Annotated in this window: 20 protein-coding genes and 1 pseudogene; 14 read left to right on the plus strand and 7 right to left on the minus strand. The window is 68.3% G+C overall.

Going from position 1 to position 23408, the window contains the following annotated elements:
• The first annotated feature begins 14 nt into the window (after positions 1-14).
• From WT16_RS30390 to WT16_RS05995, 5 genes are all read left to right on the plus strand, one after another.
• Positions 15-407 (plus strand): hypothetical protein, encoded by a 393-nt coding sequence (locus WT16_RS30390; RefSeq protein WP_197486457.1) that lies wholly within the window; start codon positions 15-17, stop codon positions 405-407.
• Positions 374-1006 (plus strand): drug:proton antiporter, encoded by a 633-nt coding sequence (locus tag WT16_RS05980; RefSeq protein ID WP_009911218.1) that lies wholly within the window; start codon positions 374-376, stop codon positions 1004-1006. The genes WT16_RS30390 and WT16_RS05980 overlap by 34 nt, the downstream gene beginning before the upstream one ends.
• Positions 1003-2595, plus strand: coding sequence for a mannose-1-phosphate guanylyltransferase/mannose-6-phosphate isomerase (locus tag WT16_RS05985; RefSeq protein ID WP_015600697.1), 1593 nt, complete (start codon positions 1003-1005; stop codon positions 2593-2595). Before WT16_RS05980 ends, WT16_RS05985 begins: the two co-directional genes overlap by 4 nt.
• Before the next feature lie 33 nt (positions 2596-2628).
• A complete protein-coding gene (locus WT16_RS05990; RefSeq protein ID WP_063532892.1) occupies positions 2629-3825 on the plus strand; it encodes a glycosyltransferase family 4 protein in 1197 nt (398 codons plus the stop codon).
• A 76-nt stretch (positions 3826-3901) separates the two neighbouring features.
• Positions 3902-5170 (plus strand): flippase, encoded by a 1269-nt coding sequence (locus tag WT16_RS05995; RefSeq protein WP_006024526.1) that lies wholly within the window; start codon positions 3902-3904, stop codon positions 5168-5170.
• Between the two features lie 79 nt (positions 5171-5249).
• On the opposite strand, the pseudogene WT16_RS06000 reads toward WT16_RS05995, so the two are convergent.
• The 6 genes and pseudogenes from WT16_RS06000 to WT16_RS06025 all read right to left on the minus strand — a co-directional run.
• Positions 5250-7529, minus strand: a pseudogene (locus WT16_RS06000) (EAL domain-containing protein); the annotation flags it as partial.
• 591 nt (positions 7530-8120) lie between these two features.
• On the minus strand, positions 8121-10391 hold the full coding sequence (locus tag WT16_RS06005; RefSeq protein ID WP_063532894.1) for a TOMM precursor leader peptide-binding protein: 2271 nt from the start codon (positions 10389-10391) through the stop codon (positions 8121-8123).
• Between the two features lie 93 nt (positions 10392-10484).
• Entirely contained in the window at positions 10485-10847 is a 363-nt protein-coding gene (locus tag WT16_RS06010; protein ID WP_006024523.1) for a BMA_0021/BMA_0022 family TOMM bacteriocin, read from the minus strand.
• A gap of 1 nt (position 10848) precedes the next feature.
• Positions 10849-11211, minus strand: a complete 363-nt coding sequence (locus WT16_RS06015) for a BMA_0021/BMA_0022 family TOMM bacteriocin (RefSeq protein ID WP_015601332.1) — start codon at positions 11209-11211, stop codon at positions 10849-10851.
• Positions 11208-15299, minus strand: coding sequence for a TOMM system kinase/cyclase fusion protein (locus tag WT16_RS06020; protein ID WP_063532895.1), 4092 nt, complete (start codon positions 15297-15299; stop codon positions 11208-11210). The genes WT16_RS06015 and WT16_RS06020 overlap by 4 nt, the downstream gene beginning before the upstream one ends.
• Before the next feature lie 10 nt (positions 15300-15309).
• Complete coding sequence (locus WT16_RS06025; RefSeq protein WP_015600851.1) at positions 15310-16308, minus strand: FHA domain-containing protein; 999 nt, start codon at positions 16306-16308, stop codon at positions 15310-15312.
• A 269-nt stretch (positions 16309-16577) separates the two neighbouring features.
• Here WT16_RS06025 and WT16_RS06030 point away from each other — a divergent pair, with 269 nt between their 5' ends.
• From WT16_RS06030 to WT16_RS06065, 9 genes are all read left to right on the plus strand, one after another.
• The gene (locus WT16_RS06030) at positions 16578-16931 is read left to right on the plus strand and encodes a hypothetical protein (RefSeq protein ID WP_006024519.1); all 354 of its coding nucleotides are present in this window, start codon (positions 16578-16580) and stop codon (positions 16929-16931) included.
• 18 nt (positions 16932-16949) lie between these two features.
• Positions 16950-17129, plus strand: coding sequence for a hypothetical protein (locus WT16_RS35540; protein ID WP_075645041.1), 180 nt, complete (start codon positions 16950-16952; stop codon positions 17127-17129).
• Between the two features lie 422 nt (positions 17130-17551).
• Positions 17552-17929, plus strand: coding sequence for a hypothetical protein (locus tag WT16_RS06035; RefSeq protein WP_006024518.1), 378 nt, complete (start codon positions 17552-17554; stop codon positions 17927-17929).
• 58 nt (positions 17930-17987) lie between these two features.
• Complete coding sequence (locus WT16_RS06040; RefSeq protein WP_006024517.1) at positions 17988-18329, plus strand: hypothetical protein; 342 nt, start codon at positions 17988-17990, stop codon at positions 18327-18329.
• A 715-nt stretch (positions 18330-19044) separates the two neighbouring features.
• Positions 19045-19392, plus strand: a complete 348-nt coding sequence (locus tag WT16_RS06045) for a carboxymuconolactone decarboxylase family protein (protein WP_015601447.1) — start codon at positions 19045-19047, stop codon at positions 19390-19392.
• Positions 19393-19804: 412 nt separating this feature from the next.
• Positions 19805-20122 (plus strand): hypothetical protein, encoded by a 318-nt coding sequence (locus tag WT16_RS06050; RefSeq protein WP_010676321.1) that lies wholly within the window; start codon positions 19805-19807, stop codon positions 20120-20122.
• Positions 20123-20263: 141 nt separating this feature from the next.
• Positions 20264-20515, plus strand: a complete 252-nt coding sequence (locus WT16_RS06055) for a hypothetical protein (protein WP_006024513.1) — start codon at positions 20264-20266, stop codon at positions 20513-20515.
• 403 nt (positions 20516-20918) lie between these two features.
• Positions 20919-21647 (plus strand): dienelactone hydrolase family protein, encoded by a 729-nt coding sequence (locus tag WT16_RS06060; RefSeq protein WP_063532896.1) that lies wholly within the window; start codon positions 20919-20921, stop codon positions 21645-21647.
• A 254-nt stretch (positions 21648-21901) separates the two neighbouring features.
• Positions 21902-22513 (plus strand): hypothetical protein, encoded by a 612-nt coding sequence (locus tag WT16_RS06065; protein WP_010676320.1) that lies wholly within the window; start codon positions 21902-21904, stop codon positions 22511-22513.
• Between the two features lie 264 nt (positions 22514-22777).
• Here WT16_RS06065 and WT16_RS06070 read toward each other — a convergent pair whose 3' ends face one another.
• The gene (locus tag WT16_RS06070; protein WP_063532897.1) at positions 22778-23320 is read right to left on the minus strand and encodes a single-stranded DNA-binding protein; all 543 of its coding nucleotides are present in this window, start codon (positions 23318-23320) and stop codon (positions 22778-22780) included.
• Positions 23321-23408: the final 88 nt, after the last annotated feature.

The raw sequence follows: 23408 nt of genomic DNA on the forward strand, positions 1-23408 counted from the left end.
AAAGTCCTTTCGATGTGCGCTTGGGCGCGTCGGATCGAACGCGGGTTGCGTCGTCAGCGAGCGTCGCGAGTGGCACGGTGGCGCGTCGTCATCGCATCGCGGCCATTATCCGAACAAGCACGCACGCCCTATGTGCGCGAGCGCACATTACGCAAGGATCGACGCCGCGGCTCGTGTGCGCCGCACACATCGGCGGCGCGCCGCACGCCGCGCTTCGCTCGTCACGCGCACGGTACGCTTTCGAACAGAACGGCCCAGGGTCCGCTCGTATCTTTGCGATCATAGGCCGCATCGGAAACATCTCTCATGTCGCGGCGCACCAAACCCGCGCCGCACGACGCGGCACGCGGCCCAGAAACGAGGAATCTCCATCATGGACTGGACATGCTGCGAATTCAGGCATCTGAGTTCGAACGAGCTTTACATGATCCTTCGCGCACGCAACGCAGTCCTCGTCGTCGAGGATGCGCACACGCATCTCGACATCGACGGCAAGGACGAATTCGCGATCCACGTGTTCGCCGCCGACAAGCGCGGCGAGCAGCCGTCGATCGCCGCATACGCGCGCCTGCTGCCCGGTGACGACATCGACCCCGAAACGACGATCGACAAGATCCTGACGAGCGCCGCGCATCGCGACGATCGCACGATCGACGCGCTGATCGAGCACGTGCTGGCGGCCGCGCACGCGCGCTGGCCGGATGCGCCGGTGCGCGTGCAGGCGCCCGCCCAACACGAAGGCTTCTACAACCGCTTCGGTTTCCGCAAGGTCGACGGGCCGTATCTCGAGCATGGCGCGCCTTACGTCGGCATGCTGCGCGCGGCGAGCAGCCCGTCGGAGGCCGTGCGCAATCTGCTCGATCTCGTCGGCACCGCGCCGAATGCGAGCGCCGTCGCCGCGACCGCGGCGCGCAAGGCGCGCCAGGCCGATGCCGAATCCACCACCGAAGGCGAGCGCTACGCGTTCGCCGGCCGGCTGCCGGCCGATTCCGGAATGAACCGATGACCGATCTCGCCACGAACCCCACTTCCACCGCGCCGCGCGACGCGTTGCCGCGCATCCTGCCCGTGATTCTCGCGGGCGGCTCCGGCACACGCCTCTGGCCGCTGTCGCGTGAGCACCATCCGAAACAACTGATCGACCTGATCGCCGACGAATCGCCGCTGTCCGCAACCGCGCGCCGCCTCACGGGCATCGCGAACGCCGAGCTCGCCGACACGCTGCTGCTCGTCTGCGGCGAGCAGCATCGCTTCACGAGCGCCGCGCAAGTGAGCGCGCGCGGCCTGAACGCGCGCATCCTGCTTGAGCCGGACGCACGCAACACGGCGCCCGCGCTCACGCTCGCCGCGCTCGAAGCGCTCGCGCATCACGACGACCCCGTGCTCGCGGCGATGCCCGCCGATCATGCGGTGTCCGATGCGCGCGCGTTCCAGGACACGGTCGCGCAGGCGGCGCGCTACGCGCAGGACGGCGCGATCGTCACGCTCGGCGTGCTGCCGCGCCGCGCGGAAACGGGCTACGGCTACATCAAGGTCGGCGCGCCGCTTGCGGACTCGAACGGTGCCGAAGGCGGCCACGCGATCGACAGCTTCGTCGAGAAACCGCACCAGGAACTCGCGCAGCAATACCTGCAATCCGGCGACTACTGGTGGAACAGCGGCATCTTCGTCGTGCGCGCATCGACGTGGCTCGCGGCGATCCGCGCGCTGCAGCCGGACATGCACGCGGCCTGCGAAGCGGCGTGGCGCAACGGCGCGAACGACGGAGCGTTCTTCAGGGCGGATGCGGCGGCATTCGCCGGGTGCCCGTCCGATTCGATCGACTACGCGGTGATGGAGCGCCTGACGGGCGCGCGCTCGCTCGGCATCCCGGGCGTGATCGTGCCGCTCGCGGCCGGCTGGTCCGACGTCGGCTCGTGGGATGCGATCTGGGAACTGCTGCCGAAGGACGAAGCGGGCAACGTCGCGCGCGGCGACGTGCTGTTCGAAGGCACCGAAGACAGCTTCGCGCGCTCCGAAGGCCGGCTCGTCGCGTGCGTCGGGCTCAAGGACGTGGTCGTCGTCGAGACGCCGGATGCCGTGCTCGTCGCGAACAAGCATCGCGTGCAGGACGTGAAGACCGTCGTCGCGCGCCTGAAGTCCGGCCAGCACGATCAGGTGCGCGATCACCGCAAGGTGCAGCGCCCGTGGGGCTACTACGATTCGATCGATCGCGGCGAGCGCTTCCAGGTGAAGCGGATCGTCGTCGATCCGGGCAAGCAGTTGTCGCTGCAGATGCACTATCACCGCGCCGAGCACTGGATCGTCGTGCGCGGCACCGCGAAGGTCACGCGCGGCGACGAGACGTTCCTGCTGAGCGAGAACGAATCGACGTACATCGCGGTCGGCGCGGTTCACCGCCTGGAGAACCCGGGCAAGATTGCGCTCGAGATCATCGAGGTTCAATCGGGCGACTATCTCGGCGAAGACGACATCGTTCGCTTCGACGACCGTTACGGCCGCGCGAGCGCGCAACCCGCGCCCGATGCGGCGAAGCCGGCCGAGGCCGGGCTCGCGCCATCCGCCGAGCCCGCGCGCGCGCTCGGCGAGCACTGAAAAGCGCGGGCGGACCCGCCCGCGCCGTTTCGCATGAAAGTACTCGTCATCAACGATTTCGCCCGCAAGGGCGGCGCCGAAGAGGTCTACCGGACATCGGTCGACGTCCTGCGCGCGCAGCCGGGCGTCGAAGTCGCGACGTTCGACGAGCGCGCGTTCGAAGGGGCCGCGAGCGGCGCGGCGCGCGCGTGGAATGCGCCCGCCGCGCGCGCGCTCGCGGCCGCGCTCGAACGCGAGGCGCCGCAGCGCGTGCTCGTGCACAACTATCACAACCTGCTGTCGCCTTCCGTCGTGCCGGCGATCGCGCGCTACAAGCGGCGCACGGGCTGCCGCGCGTACCTCACGTGCCACGACTACCATCTCGTCTTCTACAACCCGAACCTGCTGACCTACCCGCGCGGCCGCGCGACGCCGCTACCGCTCGACGCGCTCGCGCGCGGCGCTCGGCTCTTCGAGCGATCGAGCCCGCGCGGCGCGCTGCACGACGCGATCAAGAAGCTGCACTGGCACGCGATCGACGCGCTCGTGCAGCCCGCCGACGCGTTCGATCTGCTGCTCTGCCCAAGCCCGTACATGCGCGACGCGCTCGCGCAGCGCGGCATCGCGCGCACCGCGCTGCTGCACAACCCGGTCAGCACCGCGCTCGCGCCGCGCGAGCCGAAATGCGCGGACCGCGAGCGGCTCGATCTCGCGTTCGTCGGCCGCATCGATCCGGAAAAGGGTCTCGACGAATTTCTCGAACTCGCGAGCGCGTCGCGCTTCGAGCGCATCGCGAGCGTGACCGTGTACGGCGACGGCGCTCAGCGCGCGATGCTCGAGCACAAGTACGCGGATCTGATCGCGGCCGGCCGGTTGCGCTTCGCCGGCCGGCTCGATCACGCGCGGCTCTTCGTCGCGCTGCGCGAGCACGATGCGCTCGTGCTGCCGTCGGTGTGGGCGGAAAACGCGCCGCTCGTGATCGTCGAGGCGGCGATGATCGGGCTGCCCGTGCTCGTCCACGACGTCGGCAGCCTGTCGAGCTTCGGCGACGAGATCGGCAACAAGATCCGCTACGCGCGCAACGACGCGAGCCTCGCACACGCGCTCGACGCGTTGCGCGCGCATCTGCGCGACCCGCGGCGCCGTTACGACTGGTCGCTCTACACGCGGCAGCATTACGCCGAACGCCTGGCCGCGCTGCTGCAACTGAGCGCCGACGAAGCACGGGAACTCGCGCCGCAATGCGATTGATCGATCCGGTTCACCTCGCCGCGCGCGGCACGAGCGCGCGCGGCACGATGTCGCCCATGCGACGCGAAGGCCACGCATGACGACCGTCCGCAAGAACTTCCTGCTGCTGATGACGCTGCAGATCTCGACCTATGTCGTGCCGCTCGTCACGCTGCCGCTCCTCACGCGCGTGCTCGGCCCCGAGGCATACGGGCAGTTGTCGTTCGTGCTCGCCGTCATCACGTACTTCATCAATTTCACGAACTACAGTTTCGATCTGACCGCGACGCCGCGCGTCGCGCTCGCGCACGACGATCTCGCCGCGCGCTCGAAGATCTTCTGGGCGACCTTCGCCGCGCAGGCCGCGATCACGGTGGCCGGCTTCGCGATCCTGCTCGCGCTCACGTTCGCGATCGGCCGGTTCGCGATTGACCGCACGCTGCTCGTGATCGGCTTCGGCATGACGGTGGGCGCCGCGCTCACGCCCGGCTGGTATTTCCAGGGCATCCAGAAGCTGCGCATCTACAGCGTCACGCTGTTCGCGTGCCGCGCGCTCAGCGTGCCGGCGATGTATCTGTTCGTGCGCTCGCCCGCCGACCTGATCGACGCGGTCGCGATCAACGCGGCCGTGCCGCTCGTGTGCGGTGCGCTCGTGTTCGGCTATCTGATCGCGCGGCGCGAAGTGGCGTTCGTGCGCATCGGCGCGGCCGACGTCGCCGCGTCGCTCAAGGGCGGATGGCAGGTGTTTCTCGCGTCGACGTCGGTCGCGTTCTATGCGTCGACGAACACCGTGCTGCTCGGCTTCGTGTCGGGCAACGTCGCGGCGGGCTACTTCGCCGCGGGCGACAAGCTGATCCGCTCGGCGATCAGCCTGCTGCAGCCGCTGAAGGCGGCCGCATATCCGCACGTCAGCTATCTGATGCATCACGCGCGCGAGGACGCGATGTCGTTCCTGCGCAAGCTGCTCGTCGTGCAGGGCGCCCTGGTGCTCGCGATCTCGCTCGCGATCTTCGCGCTCGCGCCGCTCGCCGTGCACATCCTGTACGGCCCGACCTATGAGCCGACCGTCGGCGTGCTGCGCTGCATGGCGTTCATTCCGTTCATGGCCGGCATGACCGACCTGTTCGGCGTGCAGACGATGCTGCCGCTCGGCATGAAGAGCGCATTCAGCCGCGTGCTGATTTCATCCGGCGTGCTGAACGTCGCGCTGCTGCCGCTGCTCGCGAAGTTCTTCGCCGAGCAGGGCGCGGCGGCCGCCGTGCTGATCGCGGAGACCGCGGTTGCCGCGACGCTCGCATACGTACTGTATCGCAAGCGCGTGTCGATCTTCGCGCGGCCTGCGCCGCGTCCCGCGTCCCGCGGGTGACGGCTGTCGGCTGGCAATCGGCAAGCGGCAATCTACAACCAGCGCACGATAACCGCTCGCGCCTCCGAGCGCGGCGCTACGAACGCGCCGCCTCGCGCCACGGCACGGGCCGCCCGATGTAATAGCCCTGCGCATAATCGACGCCGAGCGCGGCGAGCTTGCGCAGCGTCGCCGCGCTGTCGACGTACTCTGCAATCGTCTTGCAATTCATCGCATGCCCGATGTCGTTGATCGACGCGACGATGTCGAGTCTCGCGGCGTCGTTCGCGATGCCCGTCACGAAGCTGCCATCGATCTTCAGGTACTCGACGGGCAGTTGCCTCAGATAGCTGAGCGACGCCATCCCGGAGCCGAAATCGTCGAGCGCGAACCGGCAGCCGAGCGCCCTCAGTTCGTGCATGAAGCGCAGCGCGCCGGCCAGGTTCGCTATCGCGGCCGTCTCGGTGATCTCGAAACAGATCAGCGCGGGCGCGACGCGCGTCCGCGCGAACTGTTCGAGCACGTAATCGAGGAAACGCTCGTCGCCGATCGAGATCCCCGAAAGATTGATCGCGTATTCGCTGAAGCGCCGGCTGCGCGTGCGCGCGAGCGCGTCGAGCACCGTGCGCACGACCCAGCGGTCGATATCCGTCACGAGCCCGTAGCGCTCGGCCGCGCGAATGAAAAGGCCGGGCGGCGCAACGCCTTCGCGCTCGCCGAGCGAGCCCATCCGCAGCAGCAGCTCGCCCCGGTTCGCGCGTGGCAGGCTGCTCGCGCCCTGTGTCGCGGTATCGATGATCGGCTGCACGTACAGGCAGAAATCGTCGTATTCGAGCGCCTGCCTCACGCGCGCGCACCACGACACGTCGCTGATGTGGTGCGCGAGCGCGCGATCGTGCGGATCGGCCAGTTGCACGCGGTTGCGTCCGCGCGCCTTCGCGACGTCGCACGCGATGCCGGCGAGACGCACCGCATCCTCGACGCGCGGCGCGCGGTCCGGCGCGCCGAGCAGCGCGACGCCGACGCTCGCCGTCACCGAGAACGGCTGACCGTCCCAGACGAACACGAAGCCGTCGACGCTCGCGCGCAGGTGCTCCGCCGCGCACACGGCCGATGCTTCGTCACCCGCGTCGAGCAGCACGCAGAATTCGTCGCCGCCGAGCCGCGCGACGACGTCGGCCGACGCCGCGCACGACACGAGGCGCGCGGCGAGCGCGGCGAGCATCGCGTCGCCCGCAGCATAGCCGCACGTGTCGTTGACGATCCGGAAGCAATCGAGATCGACGAACAGCAGCGCGACCGGCCTGCGCACGTTTGCCGCGCGCGCGAAAGCGACGTGGCGTTCGAACTCGGCGCGATTCGGCAGACCGGTGAGCGGATCGTGCGTCGTCTGCCACGCGAGGCGGCGCACGAGATCGTGCTCGGTCGCGAGGCTCTTCAGCACGAGCACGCGGCCGCTGCCGCACGCGCGCGGCGCTCGCCCGGACGGCGGCGCGATCGACGACGCGGTCGCGCGCACGGCGATCGCGCCGCCGTCGGCGCGGTACAGCGTCGCGTCGCAACTGCCGCCGTCCTCGAGACCGCCGAGCGGCGCGTCGGCCGATGCGGCCGAGCCGGATGCATCGAACGAATCGAACGAATCGGACGCGCCTGACGAACCGGCCGAGCCGGCCGCATCGCCGCATGTGCGCGACAGCCGCAGCGCCGACACGAGCGGGCGGCCGCGGCAATCGTCGGCGAGCATGCCGATCAGCCGCTCCGCCGCCGGATTCAGGCATTCGACGCGCCCTGCCCGGCCGGTGAAGATCACGCCGTCGCCGACCGCGACGAGCGCCGCGCGCGCTCGCGCTTCGCTCATCGCGAGCGCGCCCTCCGCTTCGCCGAGGCGAAGCGCGAGCCGCCTGATCCGGAACACGGGCAGCAGCGCGAGCGCGATCATGCCGAGCAGGCTCAAAGCAAGCACGATGGCTGCCGGTTCGCGAAACGTCGAATCGATCATGTCCAGGTACGATTGCGATTGTGGGACCGCCGCGGCGCCCGCTTCGGACGGTCGCGGCGTGGTGTTCTGCGCAGTGTGCGGCGCGTCCGCCACGCTTGCATCCGCCGTGCACGTCGCGTCGTGCGCGCGCCGTTCGCGCATGCCGATCGGGCCGAACACGCGCTCGATCGCATCGAAGTCCGGCGGCACGTCGCCGCGCGCGGCTTCGGCGGATGCCTCGCCGACGCCCTCGGCAATGAACGCGCAACCTGTCAAGCGCGCGCCGATGCTCGTCGGGATCGCGACCGGCGCGCGGCTGCGCGCGATGCCGTGCAACCCGGCGGACAGCAGCGCCGCGCCGAGCAGGGCCGCCGCCAGCGCGATCGCGACGGCCGAGCGCACGGGCCGGACGCACCGCGCGCTCGGTCCGCAAGACAGTCGACTGGGGACGGAAGCCATCGATGCATCACCGAAAGCGATAAGCCGCGAACATTTCGAGCGCGCATTCGATTAATCGATTCGAAATTCCGATGCCAAATCGATTCCGATTTGCGCCGATTCAACCTGATTCGATCATCCACGACATCGTGATGCGAGTGTGTGGGCTGGATGACGCAATTCATTTCGGATCGATGCCCGCCCTACGTGGCGCGCGCCTTTCACGACTAAGCGTTTCAGGCTTGCCGTTCCGGCATGTATCGAATGAAAATGAAGCGTCGGGTTAGTCCTTGCCCATGCCTGTTCATAATCGAGCGAAATCGAAATTCAAAACACAAATCATCAAATTTCGATTCCGAATGCAGGCGCTCCGGATCAATTGATTCCTGATATTTGAAGTCAATCCGGCGAACGATTTTGATCAGAACAATCGCCGCATCCGCATTCAGCTCCGATAACCCGGATCGATCCAGTCGACGATCCGCCTGCCTTCGTCGGGCAGCGCCGCGTGAAGCGCCCTCGCGCGGCGCGCGCAAGCACGGCGGCGGGCCCGCGCTACAGGAACAGCAGCGAGCGGTTGAGTTCATCCTCGTCGCGCGGCCGCTCGCACCAACGCTCGGCGACGGGCACCGAATACAGCCGCTGCGCGCCGAAGCGCGGCCAGAAGTGGCACAGGCCGGGCGCGATCACCTGCACGACCGGCAGGCCGATGTCGGGCCGCGTCTTGTCGACGACGAGCGTATCGATGCCCGCCGCGGACAAGCGCGCGACGCAATCCTCGATGTCGCCCTTCAGATCGCTGGCGCCGTGCGACGCCCGCGACGGCGCACGCGTCGGCGGCAACGCGGGATCGGGATGAAGGAAGGCGTCGCCCGGCAGCTTGTCGACATCCCAGGGCGGCGGCGCCGACGCGCCGACGTCGAGCAGTTGATTCACTTCGGTGAGCGCGCGCTGTAACGCGATCCGGCTGTCAAGATGACAGCCGAAGCCGATCGAGTAGCGCCCTGTCGCCGTTTCTCGCGCCAGCGCGACGAACACCGGAATGCGCAGGTCGTGCGTGATGTCGAGCGCCCACAAGCGCCAGCCGAGCGATGCATAGTCGGCGACGAGCGCGTCGAAGTACGGATCGCCGAAGCTTTCGATGTCGACGGCCGGCCGGCGCAGCATGTTGTACCACCAGATCGCGACCGCATCGCGCTCGACGAGTTCGAGCAGGCCCTGCAGGATCGCCTCCTCGATGCACGCGCCCGCCGCGCAGCCGTTCGGGTTGTGTATGCAATACGCGGTGCCGCTCGCCGCGGGCGTTTCCGCATAGCAGTACGCAAGCGGCACGAGCCGCCGCGCGCCCGTCGCGATCGACCAGGCGGGCGTCCAGTCGATCACGCTGTCGCGCGCGAAGCGCCGCGGCACCTGCTTGCGCGGGTCGTCGGTCGTCGCGTTGTGGCGCTCGCGCCGCTCGAACTGGCGATCGCTGTATTGCTGCAGCGCGTTGACGTCGATCGGCCCGCCGCCCGGCGGCGCGTGCGCGGAAAGCTCCGCGAGGCTGCCGCGCAGCGTCGCTTCGTCGCCCTGATACACGCCGCTGAAGCGTTCGAGCGCCTCGGCGAGCGCGCTTGCGCGCGCCTGTGCGTCGCTCGCGCCCTTGCCCGAGCACAGCTTGTCGAAACGGTTCTCGCGCGGCGCGCTCGGCGGGCACACCAGGTAGCCCGCCACATAGACGTGCCGCATGCCGGCGTTGCGCCCGGGCATCGGATGCAGATACGCGATCGGGCCGCTCACCGGAGAAATCAGATGTCCGTAGCGTTTGAAGAGCTCCGCGGCGGCGAGCGTCCGATAGCCGCCTTCGCGGCGCGCGCCCGCATCCGCCGATGCAAGCGCCACCGGGCGCTCGGCCTGCTCGCGCATCCATCCCGCCTTGCCGCAACGCGGACACTGCGGCCGCCTCACGACGCGATGCGCGGCGGTGGCAAGCGTATCGACGCGCAGCGACACGATGTGCGCGCCCGCATGGCGGCGGCGCTGCGCATTCACTGCGATCTGCTCGACGAACGACGCGACGACGGCCGCGACGGCGGCGGCGCTTGCGCGGCTATGCGCGCCCGGCAGGCGCGCCGCGTCGCTGCCGTGCAGGCGCGCGAGCAGCGTCTCGACCGGGTGGTTCAGCGCGGTCCAGTAGCGCACGCATTCGATGCAGGGCGGCGCATCGGCGCCGGCATCGGCGTCCGCCGCCCGCGCCGGTGCCGGTGCCGCGGGCGCACCGAGCAACGGCCCCAGCAGCGGCTCCACGCGATCGGGAACGGCGACGAGCAGCGCGCCGCCGCGCGCCGCCGCGCGTTCGGCGGCCTCGACCAATTCGGCGCGCTCGTAGCTGTCCGCGAGCGCGACCGTCAGCGGCGCGTCGGGCGCGACGCCGATGCCGCACGCGGCGAATGCGTCGAGCTGCGCGCGCGGGTCCACGCCGAACGCCTCGACGGCGACCGAGAGCCGCGATGCGAGCTCGCACGCCGCATCGCCGTCGACGCCCGTGCGCTCATAGAAGCCGATGGCGGCATCGCGCTCGCCGGGCGCGTCGGCGCGCACGTAGCCGCGCCGCACGAGGTGATCGAGCGCGGCGAGCACCTCCCATTGAGAAAACCGCGCGGCGAGCGCCGCGAACGTCTGCGCGATCGTCAGGCGCTCGCGCATGCACGCGGCGAGCGCGGGAAACACGTCGCCCGGCAACACCGAGCGCCTGAATTCGTCCACCACATACAACGCGCCGGAACCGGCGTCGCGCACCAGCAGATGCGGCTTGAAACGCAGCACGCGCGAGAAGTCGTCGAGCATCGTCCCCCCGTAAGGGATACCGCGATTGACATGCGCGGCGCGGCCCGCGCGCGCGATGCGCCGGGCCGCGCCGCAGGCCGCCGTATGAACGGCTCAGCAGCAGGTGAAGAGATAGGCGGGCCCGGCGTCGTTGTATGCGGCGAGCGCGATGCCTTCTTCGGCGAGGTTCGCGGGCTGCTTCGGAATGCCGACGCTCAACGTGTTGGCGGGCAGATTCCAGCGCTGCCGTTTGGCATCCCAGCCATAATGAGGCTCGCTCGCCGGGACTTCGGCGACCTTGAGATTCAGGATCCACGGGCAGCGATAGTCGAGATAGCGTTCGAGCGCATCGAGCGGATCGGCGAGCAGATCCCGCTTGAATTCCTCGTTCTCCCACGACAGCGCGATCGCGCGCAGATAGACCTCAGGGAATTCGAGCAGCGATTGGTGGGTAGGGACGGCGTTGTTGTCGGCCATGTCAGATCTCCTTGCGGTCCGGTCCAAACAGACTGATGTGCCTCGCGTTGTACGCGGCGAGCGCGGCCGCGCGCTGCTCCGGCGGCGGCGCCGGCGGCAGCACGAGATCGAGGCCGTTGACCTCCTTCGTCGTCCACCCGCCGTTCGTGAGCGGCGTCCACGTCGCGCTGTCGTCGTGCACCTTCAGATGCATCTTCATCGGGAACCGGTAGTCGAAACGCTTGTACAGCGCGTCGACCGGATGCGCGATCAGATCCTTGCGAAACTGGGGATCGTGCCACGCCGCCGCGATCGCCTGCACGATCACCGCGCGGTACTCGAGAAACTGGTCATACGTCGGAATACTGGGGCTTCGGTCTGTCATTGCTCTTCTCCAGTGGTTGATCGGAGTCCTCGTTGCAGCTCGCGCAGCTCCGCCTGCGCTTTCTTCACGATTCGAGCCATGCCGCTCTGCCGCGCGACGGCGGCGGCCCGCGCGCACAACGCATCGACCTCGTCGGCCGCGCGGCGGCCGTGCGCGTCGCGCACGCAGCGCGCCTTCTTGAGCAGCAGCTCCGCGACGTAATGGCGCTCGTCCATCGATTCGGCGAGCGCGAGACATTCGTCGAGCGTCGCGATCGCGGCGCGCGCGTCGCCGCGATCGGCTTCGATGTCGGCGACGACCGACACGTAATACGTGAGACCGAGCAGGCATCCCGACACGCGCAGCGCGTCGACGTTCGCGCGCGCCGCGTCGCGATCGCCGTCGCACCACGCATGCAGGACGGCCGCGTAGCGCTCGACCGCGTTGAGCCCGTAGCAGCGCGACAGCCGCAGCACCGCGTCCGACGTCGTGCGCGCGCCGTCGCGGTCGCCCGCGCATTGCTGCATTCGCGCGAGATACATCATCGTCAGGCCGATCGTCGGCAGATGATCGCTGCAGGTCGCGAGTTCAACCGCGTCGTGCGCGAGCGCGAGCGTGCGCGGGACGTCGTCGTCGATGCCCCACAGCACGCACGCGCGCGCGGACAGCGCCCACGCGCGCGTATCGAGGCCGAACGTGCGCCGATGATCGCCGTCGCGGCGCGGGTCGTACGCGGCGAGCGCCGCGTCGAACGCGTCGAGCGCGGGCGTGTAGTGGCCGTCGATCCAGAGCGCCATGCCGCGCAGCGTATCGGCCGCGACGCCGAGATCGGCGCGCGCCGACGCGCGCGCGAGCGCCGACAGTTGCGCGCCGATACGGCGCACCGCCTCGCGATCGCCGGCGACGTGGTGATACACCGCGACCGTCCACAACGCGCTCGCGGCCGCCTTCGCGTCGCTCAGCTCGCCGACGCGCGCCAGCACGCGGTCGGTATGCTCGCGCACGCGCGGATCGCCCCAGCCGTCGCGCGCCATCTGCGCGTGCGCGAGCGTCAGGTCGATCGAGACGGCGTCCTCCTGCTGCCCCGGATAGTCGCAATGCAGCAGCCAGCCGCGCACCGCGCTCGCGTAGCGGATCGCGTCGTCGTGCAGCGCGCGAGCGAGCGCGTGGCGCGCGGCCTCGATGCCGTGCGGCACCGCGTCGGCGAACGCGTGCGCGCGCGCGAAATGGTCGGCGATGTTCGCCGAGCGCGCCGCCGGATCGCCGGCCGCGGCGCGCGCGAGCAGCGCGTGCGCGACGCGCCGGTGGTGCTCGCGGCGCATCGCGGCCGGCATCGATTCGTACGCGGCCTCGCGCAGCAATGCGTGGCGGAACACGTACGTCGCGCCGCCGATCCGGTGCTGCGCGTACAGCACGCGGCCTTCGAGCAGCCGCCGCAACCGGTCGTCGAGTTCCGCGCCCGCGTGCGGCGACGCATCGGCGAGCAGCCGCGCGTCGACTTCGAGGCCGATCGTCGCGGCGAGCTGCACGGTGTCGAGCGCGTCGTCCGCGCGTTCGAGCGCAAGCTCGAGCGTCTCGCGCAGGCTGCCCGGCAGCGGGCAGCGCCCCGCTTCCGCGAGATCCGGCAGACGTCCGCTCGCCGTCGGCACGACGCCGCCCTCGGCGAGCGCGCGGATCGTTTCCTCGACATACAGCGGCACGCCGCCCGTGCGCTTCACGAGGAAGTCGAGCGCCGCGCGGTCCGCGCCCGCGTCGGGCATCAGCGACACGATCAGATTGCGCGTCGCGGCGGCCGGCAGGCGGCGCAGCATCAGCCGCTCGGTGCCGCGCCGCCAGCGCTCGAGCTGCTCCGGCCGCGACGTCAGCACGGCGCACACCGCCGCGCACGCCGGATGACGCGCGAGCGCGTCGAGAAAATCACCCGTCGCGCTGTCGCACCATTGCACGTCGTCGACGATCAGCAGCACCGGGCCACCGCCGCCGAGCGAGCCGAGCAGTTGGCACAGCACGTCGAAGAGCGCCTGCTGCTGCCGCGCGCCCGACCAGCGCAGCGTATCCGCGCCGCCCGGCAGGCCGAGCCACGCGGCGAGCGTCGCGCGCGCGGACGCGCGATCGCCGTCGAACGCTTCGAGCATCCGGTCGAGCGCGTGCGGATCGCCCGCGTCGAGCTGCCAGTGCGCGCGCACGAAGCGCAGGATCGGAAAGAGCGCATGGTTCGTCTGCTCGGGCAGGCACACGCACGCCGCGCACGCGCCGCGCTGCGCGCGCACCATCTCGCGCAGCGCATGCACGAGCCGCGACTTGCCGATGCCCGGCTCGCCGACGATGAGCGTCGCGCGCCGCCGCCCGCGCGTGCCGCCCGCCGCCGCGCGCATCGCATCGCGCCACGCGCGCGCGAGCGCCGCCTGCTCGCGGTCGCGGCCAACGATGGGCGCCGCGTCGCCAAGCTCGAGCGATTCGAACGGCCCGCGCTCGTAGCGCTCGCCGAGCAGCTCGCGCACCGGCTGCGGCGCGGCGCCGGGCGCGGCGAACACGAGCGGCGTCGCCGCGGCGTCGACGTGGCGCTCGAGCGCGCGCGCCGCCTCGTCGCTCAGCAGAATGCCGCCCGGCGGCGCGATGCGCTGCAGGCCGACCGCCGCGCTCGCGATCGCGCCGCCAGACGCGCCGCGCGCGTTCGCGAGCGCGGTGCCGACGTGGATCGCGCCCGCGATCTCGATCCGCCACGCGGGCGCGGGCGCGGGCGCACGCGCGCCGTCGTCGTCGTCGTTGTCGTAGGCGGACGAGCGCGGCACGCCCGTCGGCGGCCCCGCATGCCGCGTCATTTCGAGCGCCGCGCGACACGCGCGCTGCGCGGGACGATCGATGCCTTCCGGGTAGCCGAAGTAGAACAGCAGCGTGTCGCCGAGCGCGCCCGCGACGTGGCCGCCGTAGCGCACCGCGATGTCCGAGCAGCGCGTGAGCCACTGCGCATGGTAGGCGTCGAGCGCTTCCTCGGCCGCCGCCGCGTCGTCCGGCTGCGCGCCGGTCGCGACGATCGCGACGCGGCAGCAAAGCGCCGTGACCTGCCGGCGCCCGACGGGCGCGTCGAGCGCGATCGTCCTGCCCGGCTCGCGATACGCGGCGCCCGGCTCCGCCTGCGCGCGCCGCCCGTAGCGCAGGCCGCCGACGAGCGCCGGAAAGTGGATCGCGCGAAACCGGCCCGCGAGCGCCTGCGCGGATTCCGCGCGCTGCCGGGGGTCCTTGTTCAGCGCATCGCGCAGCACGTCGCCGAGCGGGTGCGCGGCGATCGCGGGCGGCAGCGCGACGTCGACGGGGCTCAGATGCTGATACAGGACGTCCGCGATGCTCGCGCCCTGCATCACCGGGTGCCCGGTCAGGCACTCGATCACCATCAGGCCCCACGCGTAGAAATCGCTCTTCGCCGTCGGCGGCTCGCCGCGCAACTGCTCCGGCGCGCAATACTGCGGCGAGCCGAGCACCTCGGCCGTCGCGGTGAGCGTCAGCTCGTCGGCCGCGTGCGCATCGGGCAGCAGCGCGCCGATCCCGAAGTCGAGGATCTTCGCGCACGGCTCGCCGTCGAGCGTCGTCACCATCACGTTCTGCGGCTTCAGGTCGCGATGCACGACGCCGTTCGCATGCGCGTGCGCAAGACCGTCGAGCACCTGCGCCATCAGCGTGCCCGTCGTCTCGGCGGGCAGCGCGCCGTCGGCCGCGAGCAGCGCGCGCAACGTGCGGCCCGCGACGTGCTCGAACACGGCGAACAGCAGGCCGTCCGGCGTCTCTCCGCTGTCGAGCAGCGCGACGACGTGCGGATGCGACAGCCGCGCGCACAGCGCCATCTCGCGGCGAAAGCGCGCGCGCAGCCGGGTGCGCTCGCGCGCGCCGCTCGGCGCGTCCTCGCGCAGCAGCTTGATCGCGACGCGCTGCGACGTGTCGAGCCGGATCGCTTCGTGCACGCGGCCCGCGCCGCCTTCGCCGAGCACGGCGCCGAGCCGGTAACGATGCTCGCCTTGCAGTTCGTCGCCGTCGCCGGGCAGCAGCGGCGCAAGCGCGCGCGGCGAACGGCGATTGCCGGCGCGCGCGCGTTCAGCCAGAACGGGAGCAGACATGTAGCGCCGCTCAGCCGAGCGCGGCGGGCGAGACGAACGCCACCGCGCCACGCACGAGCGGATCGGGCAGCGGCGCTGAAGCGTCGGCCTCGGCTGACTGGCATTCGAGCCGGTCGCCGCGCACGACGCGAAATGCGAGCGCGCCGAAACGCACGCTGCCCCGGCGGCGCTCGACGAGTTCGGGAGAGCCCGGAGACAGGAGCGGCAGGAACTGCGTGCGGGCGCGGTGAATCTGCACGTTGACGTGCGATTCGTCGAGGCCGAGCATCCGCGCGAGCACGTCGAGCTCGATCCAGCCTTGCGACGCCGCGTCGTAGCCCGCTTGCGCGTCGGCGAAGCGCGCGCGGGCGAGCGTCACGAGGCAATAGTGATGGGCGCGCGCGCCGAGATCGACCGCGCCGCCGCGCGCGTGCAGCGTCGCCGTCACGTGCTCCTCGTCGCGGCTCACCGTGAAGTCGACGCGCTGCGGCAGCGTCGCGATCTGCGTCGCACGCGGCAGCGCGGCCGTCACGTTGCGATGCGCGAGCACCAGTTGCCACGCGAATTCGCCGCAGATCACCGCATCGCCGTCGTGCAGCACGCGCGCGGGTGTCGTGTCGTTGCAGAGCCAGTCGCCCTGCGCGGAGCGGCTGACGGTGAGCGCGGCGCCCGGCAGCGCCTGCGCGCGATCGAGCGCGATCGGCTGCGCGGGCGAGCGCAGCGGCCACAGCATGTCGACGGGCTCGCCCAGCTCGCGCGCGCGCCAGCGAACCGAGCTGGCGCTGCCGAACTGGATCAGATCGCCGTCGCGCAGCACCACCCATTCGCCTTCGCCGACGAATCGCCCGGACACGAACGTGCCGTTGCGGCCGTGATCGTGCAGTTCCCACCGCCCCGCCGTCCAGCAGATGCTCGCGTGAATGCGCGACACATACGGATCGGCGATGACCGTGTCGCAGCGCTGCGGATCGCGACCCAATACGTGGCGTGCGCGCAGCAAACCGGCTTCCCCGGAAAAACCGTTTTCCAATAGCGCCATTTCGTCGACCCGCGTAAAAAATGCACGACGTCCGGCGGCACCTCCAAAGGACGTCGTGCGTGTTTTATGTGAATGATTGACGGTCGAATATCAGATTCTGTTGAATCATAGGCAAGCGCCGCATCGCCGACAAGACGTAATTGGGTGTAATGGATTTTGGCGATCGTCTCGCCTAGTTTTTGTTTCACCGGTACATCCGTATGCCGGTCACGATTCAATATTCCGAAAATGTTACGGATATCTAGCGTTTGGAGACCGCCATGGGATTCTATGGACCCGAGCCGTTCGAAAAAGCGACCGCCACCTACGTGTGGCTGGGCCTGCGCGTACCCGGCGCCCTCATCGTCGAGGTCGACGGCAACGCGCCGCGCTTCACGACTGGCATTCAACTGGTACGCGATCCGCGCTTCGTCGGCGGACTGAAGATCGACGTGATGGGCTGGACAGGACCGCTGTCGAGCGGCACGCAGCCGTACAGGGTGCGACATACGTTCCAGGGCGTATTCCACCCGACGATCGTCGTGCACGGCAGCAACAAGACCGAGGTCGTCGAGGTCAGGCAGATCCCGCACGAAGAAGCCGACGCGTTCCTGCAGGCGCTCGACGCCGCGTGAACGCGGCGCGCCGGCCGAATCGGAGCCGGCCGACGCAGCCCCACCGCACTCCGAATCGTTTGCACGACAACTGAAGACGAATTCCGTCGAAACCAGAAAATCGTCAGACAACAACAAGCGAACGAAAGCGCCCGGCATCCGGAAATGGATCGCCGGGTCTTTTTTTTATCGATTTCCGATTACATTCGCAGCTCGTGAATGCCGCGCTCGAATATCGAGATAAGAATGGAAGTCGTGCGTCGTCATATTTAAATGCGTTTCGATCCCGATGCCAAACGGCTGAATGCGCCGGTCAAATCGAATTCATTGTCGACTGTCACAGTCAATGAATTTGGCAATCCAAAGCGGAGGTTGCGCGTCGATATATCCGACTGCGTTACGGCGCGAGACAGCGAAAGCGATTTCGAATCGGTCCGAAGCCGCGGCGTGCGCCGCCTGGCTCGACGCCAAAGAATAGCCGCCGTCCGCGATCCGCCGCACGCCGCACACCGCCCGTAATCGCCTGTAATGGATTTCGCCCCGCCGCCGCCATACCGTTCGTTTCACCGGCACCGCCGCATGCCGCCAACGACGCTTCTTTCGACTGATGACGCTGCGCCCAGCAGCGCGCGGAGACCAACATGAGTTCGTCGGACATCATCCAGCCACGCCAGGTCCTCGTCTCGATCGCGAGCGCAACGGCCACGTATACGGCGTTGAGCCCGCACGTGCCGGGATTCCTGCACATTGTCGCGGAAGGCGAGGCGCCGCTTCACGTGGGCAACATCCATCTCGCGCACGATCCCGGTTTCATCGGCGGGGTGCTGCTCGAGGTCGTGGGCATTGCGGGGCGCCCGTCGCCGACGGTGAAGAAGTACCGGACGCCGGCTTGCTCGTTCGAAAGCCGGTATCACAAGGAGATCTTCATTCGCGGTGCGAACGGAATCATTCCCGTCAAGGTCGGGCTGTTTCGCCACGAAGCCGTGCAGGCGGCCGAGGCGACGCTCGACGCCGAGTGAGTGGACGAGCGCCGCCCTTGCGCTTCGATTTCCTGACGACGACAACAGGGAACAAAACATGAACCAGGAGCTGCTCACGCACATTCGGGCCGACCAGCTCGACGGCAGCATTTTCGCCGTGTCTTGCCAAGCGGTGACGATCGGCCCGGTCACGGTGGAGTTCCGCACCAGTGCGGAGCCTCCTTCCGCGACGGCCGAGCTGCACATCTCGCGGCAGTTGGTTGGCGGCTGCACGGTGAACGCCGCGCATCCGAGCGGCAAGTGCGGGGGCTCGGTCGGCAAGTTGAAAGCCGAAGTCGATCTGACGCTCGACGTGCCGGGTGGAAAGCTTGACTACAAGCTGACCGTCTGCGCGCCGATCATAGGAGGCACGAGCAAGAGCGGCACGCTCAGCCTGTGACCCGTCGAACGAGGGCCGGCTGACTGCGAACCGGCCGCCGCGGCGATCCGCGGCGGCGGCAAGCGGAGCGCGCGCGACGGACATCGGCTTCGGCAAATCGTGCGCCGTCGATTCGAAACGGCGCCCGGCGGACAGCGTATCGTCCGGCCGGAATAAAAATGCGTTCGGTAGCACCTTGGAGTCGTTTCGCGATAACGCAAGCATTCCCGATCGAATGCGACGGGATCGACAGAACAACAAGCGCGCAAACGAGAAACCCGGTGGTCCGGTCGGGCCGCCGGGTTCTGTTTTGGGGCGGGCGGCGACGCGATGCGCTGCGGCGCGTGGATGACGGCGTGCGCTCCTGGTTTCGCTTCGCCGCTTGGGCCGCCGGATGGCGAGCGACCCGATCCGTTCGGATGCCGATCGAATGCACGCGACTGATTGCGGCAGATCAAATCGTCGCGGGCGAGCTTTCTTATGCTCGATGTCGAGTGCGATCCGGTGATGCGATCCGATCTTGCGCAGGTTTGCGCAGTCTCGCCGGATAGATCAGACGAAATTCCCGCATCGATGCGAGCGCTCGAACCCGGACGAATGAGGTCCGCGGTTTCGGTCGCCCCGCGCGATTGCGCATCGAGCCGGATTCGAATGGATTCGAGCCGGAATAGAACCGGATTCGCGGATGCGAGCTATCGGCATCGCCTCGCTCATCACGTGCGATCGGAGAAACATCATGGCTCTGCCACGAAGCTATCGGGAATTGACCGGCGAAGTCGCGACGCAAATGCGCGCGCTGCGCAAGACGCAACCGGGTCTGATGTCGGCGTTCGGCGCGCTCGCGGCGGCGGGAACGAAAGAAGGCGCGCTCGGGAAGAAAACGCGCGAACTCGTCGCGCTCGGCATCGCGATCGCGTCGCGCTGCGACGATTGCATCGGGTTTCACGTGCAGACGCTCGTGAAGCTCGGCACGACGCGCGAGGAATTCGAGGATCTGCTCGCGACGGCGGTTTATATGGGCGGCGGGCCATCGATGATGTATGCGGCGCATGCGCTGACGGCGTTCGAGGAATTTGCGGCTTGATGGCGGCAATCGGCGGGAGCGGCCGCCCGAATATGCTTCGGCTACGTCCGTCCGTATCCGCGCGGATCGTCCATTCGACAATGAGCGCGGAACGATCGGGAGTCGGCAATTGCCGCCCGACAATACGCACGCCAACCTGCGCGTCTCGACTCGGCATCGACGCCGTGCGAGCGACGTCTCCGCATTGGATCGAGTGGACAGCGAATGGCTGCTTTGGATCGGTCACAGTCTTGCATTCACACTAAACACGGCCTCCACAAAACCCATCGGCTGCTCCGCCAAGAAAGAACACGAGAAGAAGCCACCCGCGGCCACGATTTCCGATACCCACCTCCGACAATCATCAAGCTCCCCTATCCCCCGGACCGCCCCACAGCGCTAAACTAAGGTTGCCTACGCCGGAGAACACACCATGATTCCTCCCGACCCTGAAAGCACCTTCCGCGGCTTGCCGTTGACGCCCGAGCAGAACGCTGAAGTAATGCATTACATCAAGGTTCGCGCGCAGCGCGGTCAACCGTGGGATACGCCGGAATTGGAAGCGATGATTCGCGACATGATGCTGCCGCCGGAGGACGACTCCAACGAATCCGATTTCCTGTCGGACGAGACGCGGGCCGTTGCCGAACGCGCGATGTCGTCGGTGGATGACGAGATGGACCCCATCGAGGCGCGCGAGGAATGGCGAGCGGCAATGGAAGCGGAAAGCATGAAGGGCTTGCGTCGATAACGGCTTTTCCCGCTTCGCGAAGTCATCGGGCCATGACATGACGCACGGCGCGCCGCCATGCGAGTCGGCGAACATCGATCGTCGGCCGCTGCCGGCGCGCACCCATCGAACGTAGAGCGTCGAACGCACGGGAGGAAGACCATGCGACTGATCGAAACGAGCGAGCACCACGCCTATCTCGCGGCGCTGCACAGCCGCGGCCTGTCGGGCAACGACTTCGCGCTTCGCGAAACGGACACGACGGACCCGAAGAGCGACGAGAACATTGGGCAAATGGGCTTCGTCACGATCACCCGGCGCTCGACGCACGTGACGAAGGAATACCCGCTCGGCGACGCGAGCGATTGGCTTCGGCACTTCAAGCAGGATCTCGAAGCGGGCGCGTTCGACTGAAGGGGCGAACGGGCGTCGCTGTCGCGCGACGGCGGCCCCTTCCCGCATCGATCGGCTCGCCGCCACCGCCTCGGGCCGCCGGCCAACCGGCCCGACCATCGACCATTACCCGTCCGCTCGGCCGAACGCTCCCGCGACGTCACCGGCCATCCCGCCGGAACACCAGCACGCCCATCGGTCCCGCGAGCCGCGGCGGATGCTCGCTGGCCGCGCGCACGACATGAGCGCTGGATGCGAACGACCTCATTCGGGCAGGCGGATCGGACACTGGGTGAGGCATACTTCGCGACGCCGCCCGCGATCCAATCGGCAGCATGATCGCCCACGACGCTCCGCTCATGAAATCCCGGGAGACCGCTCGGACGAGCGAGGCCCCCTTACTACCGCGCAAGGAATTCCGACAATGGAAATACGCTCGATAGCCTACGAATGTGAAGGGACCAAGCTGACGGGGTACTTCGCCGACGGCGCGCCAAACACGAAGAAGCCCGCCATTTTGATCGCACACGAGGCTTTCGGAATCAACGACCATGTACGGGCAAGAACGAGACGCCTGGCCGAACTCGGCTATGCCGCGTTCGGCCTCGATATGTATGGCGCCGAGGGATTTTCGATGCCGGAGGCGATCAGACGGCATATCGCATTGATGTCCGCGCCGGGACTCATGTACGCCCGCGCAAACGCTGCGCTCGGGGTCCTGACGGAACAGCCCGGAGTGGATCGGGAGAGGGTCGCGGCAATCGGCTTTTGCCAGGGCGGCATCAGCGCTCTCGAACTCGCGCGTGGCGGGGCCCCGATTCGATGCGCGGTCGGCTTCCATCCTGGTTTGATGCGTCCGGCAGGCAGCCAGGATCAGCCGCTCCACGCCAAGGTCCTGATGATGATCGGCGACCAGGACCCCGATGTGCCGGCGGAGGATCAGGCCGCGTTCGCCGCGGAAATGCAGGGAAAGCGGGTGGACTGGCAGCTTCATCTCTTCGGCGGAATCGGGCACGCTTACACGAATCCGGACGCGGACCGGTGGAACAAACCCGGCTACGGCTACAGTCCCGCCGCAGACAAGCGGGCGTGGACGATGATGCTCGCGCTTTTCGACGAAGTGTTCGGCGCGGCCGCCATCGGCAAGGCGTGAATTCCGGGGCTTTGAGGCGCTGCCGAGTTCGTGTCGCCCATATTCGAACAACGCGGACCGGAACGACGTGGCGCGCGGGGACCCGCTCCATCCGTGGTCGGGCGTCCCGCAAGCCCGTCCCGTCCGTATCCCGCCCAAGCCCAAGCGTGATGTTCTTCGGCAGGCCGATCACCGCGAGACGGGCAACCGCGGCCGCATGATATGAATACTTCGGCATCGGCTCCAATATGTTTCGAGCGAACGAGGTTATTCACTTGAGCGTCGATCAGAATGCCGTTTCGATATTTGGAGTCGCCGGTTCAGCCGTCTCTCTTCTAGCGGCCATTCCGTATGGGCTCGCGATATACAGGCGTGAAATTCGCCCCCATCTTTTCACGTGGCTGATCTGGTCGATCGTAACGGCCATTGCCGCCGCCGGGCAATTCGTTGCGGGCGCCGGCCCGTCCGCGTGGTGTACGGCGGCAATTGCCGCCACATGTTTTCTTACCCTCGTGGCCAGCATTTTTCGCGGCGACAAAAACTGGACGCAATCGGATTGGTTTTTTCTTGCCGCCGCCTGCTCGGCTATTCCGATTTGGGTATTGGCCAAAGACCCGACGGTTTCGATCTGCCTCGTGACGCTCATCGAGCTTGCCGGCCTCGGCCCGACGATCCGCAAGACTACCCGGGCCCCGTGGAGCGAAAGCCTCACCTATTTCGCATTGTGTGTCGTCAAATATGCGCTGGCGGTGATGGCCCTGGAAAAGTGGACTGTCGCGGTCGCGTTTTATCCGGTCGTCAACATCGTGGCGTCGGTCAGCATCTGCATGCTGATAATCGCGCGGCGCCGCTCGCTGCCGAGAGCAACGGCGAAAACCCGCGGGTGATCGGAAGCGCATTGCCGGTTGTCCATCCCGCGTGCAACAGGGCAACCGATGCCGCGCCAATCCGTGACGGGTTCCACGATCTTCATCAGCCGAGCCCTCGCGATTCAGCGCAGGCGATGTTGACGATTTCTTCGCGACAACGCCCGCCCTGAGCGGCCCGCCGGTCGAGGTTGCGGGTCGAACGACGCCCTGAAACTGAAATACAAAAAGAAAAACCCCGCCAAAAGGCAGGGTTGAGCTTTACAGCGTTTGGTTAACGAGACCTCAAAAGGGAATATCGTCATCCATCTCGTCGAACCCGCCGCCCGCCGGCGCGCTCGGCCGGCTCGCGCCGCCGCCACCACCGCCACCGCCGCTGCGCGCACCCGTGCCGCCGCCGCCCGACGCGCGGCCACCGCCGCCGCCGCGCTCCGTATCGCGGCCGCCGCCGTAACCGCCGCCGTAGCCGTCGTCACCGCCGCCGCCCGAGCCGCCGCGGCCGCCGAGCATCTGCATCTGGTCGGCGACGATTTCGGTCGAGTAGCGGTCCTGGCCGTCCTGGCCTTGCCACTTGCGCGTGCGGATCCGGCCTTCGATGTACACCGACGAGCCCTTCTTCAGATACTCGCTGACGATCTCCGCGAGGCGTCCGAAGAACGCGACGCGGTGCCATTCGGTCATTTCCTTGAATTCGCCGGACGCCTTGTCCTTGTAGCGGTCGGTCGTCGCAAGGCGGATGTTCGCCACCGCGTCGCCGCTTGGCAGATAACGCACTTCGGGATCGGCGCCGAGGTTGCCGACGAGAATGACCTTGTTGACGGATGCCATGTGTTTCTCCAGTTGATTCGATGCCAAACAGCGCGGCAAAACCGTTCACGGCTTCATCGGCCCGGCGTGTGCCGGACCGGAGCACGCC

The sequence above is a fragment of the Burkholderia sp. MSMB1589WGS genome (assembly GCF_001636105.1).
GTDB classification, from domain to species: Bacteria; Pseudomonadota; Gammaproteobacteria; order Burkholderiales; family Burkholderiaceae; genus Burkholderia; species Burkholderia humptydooensis.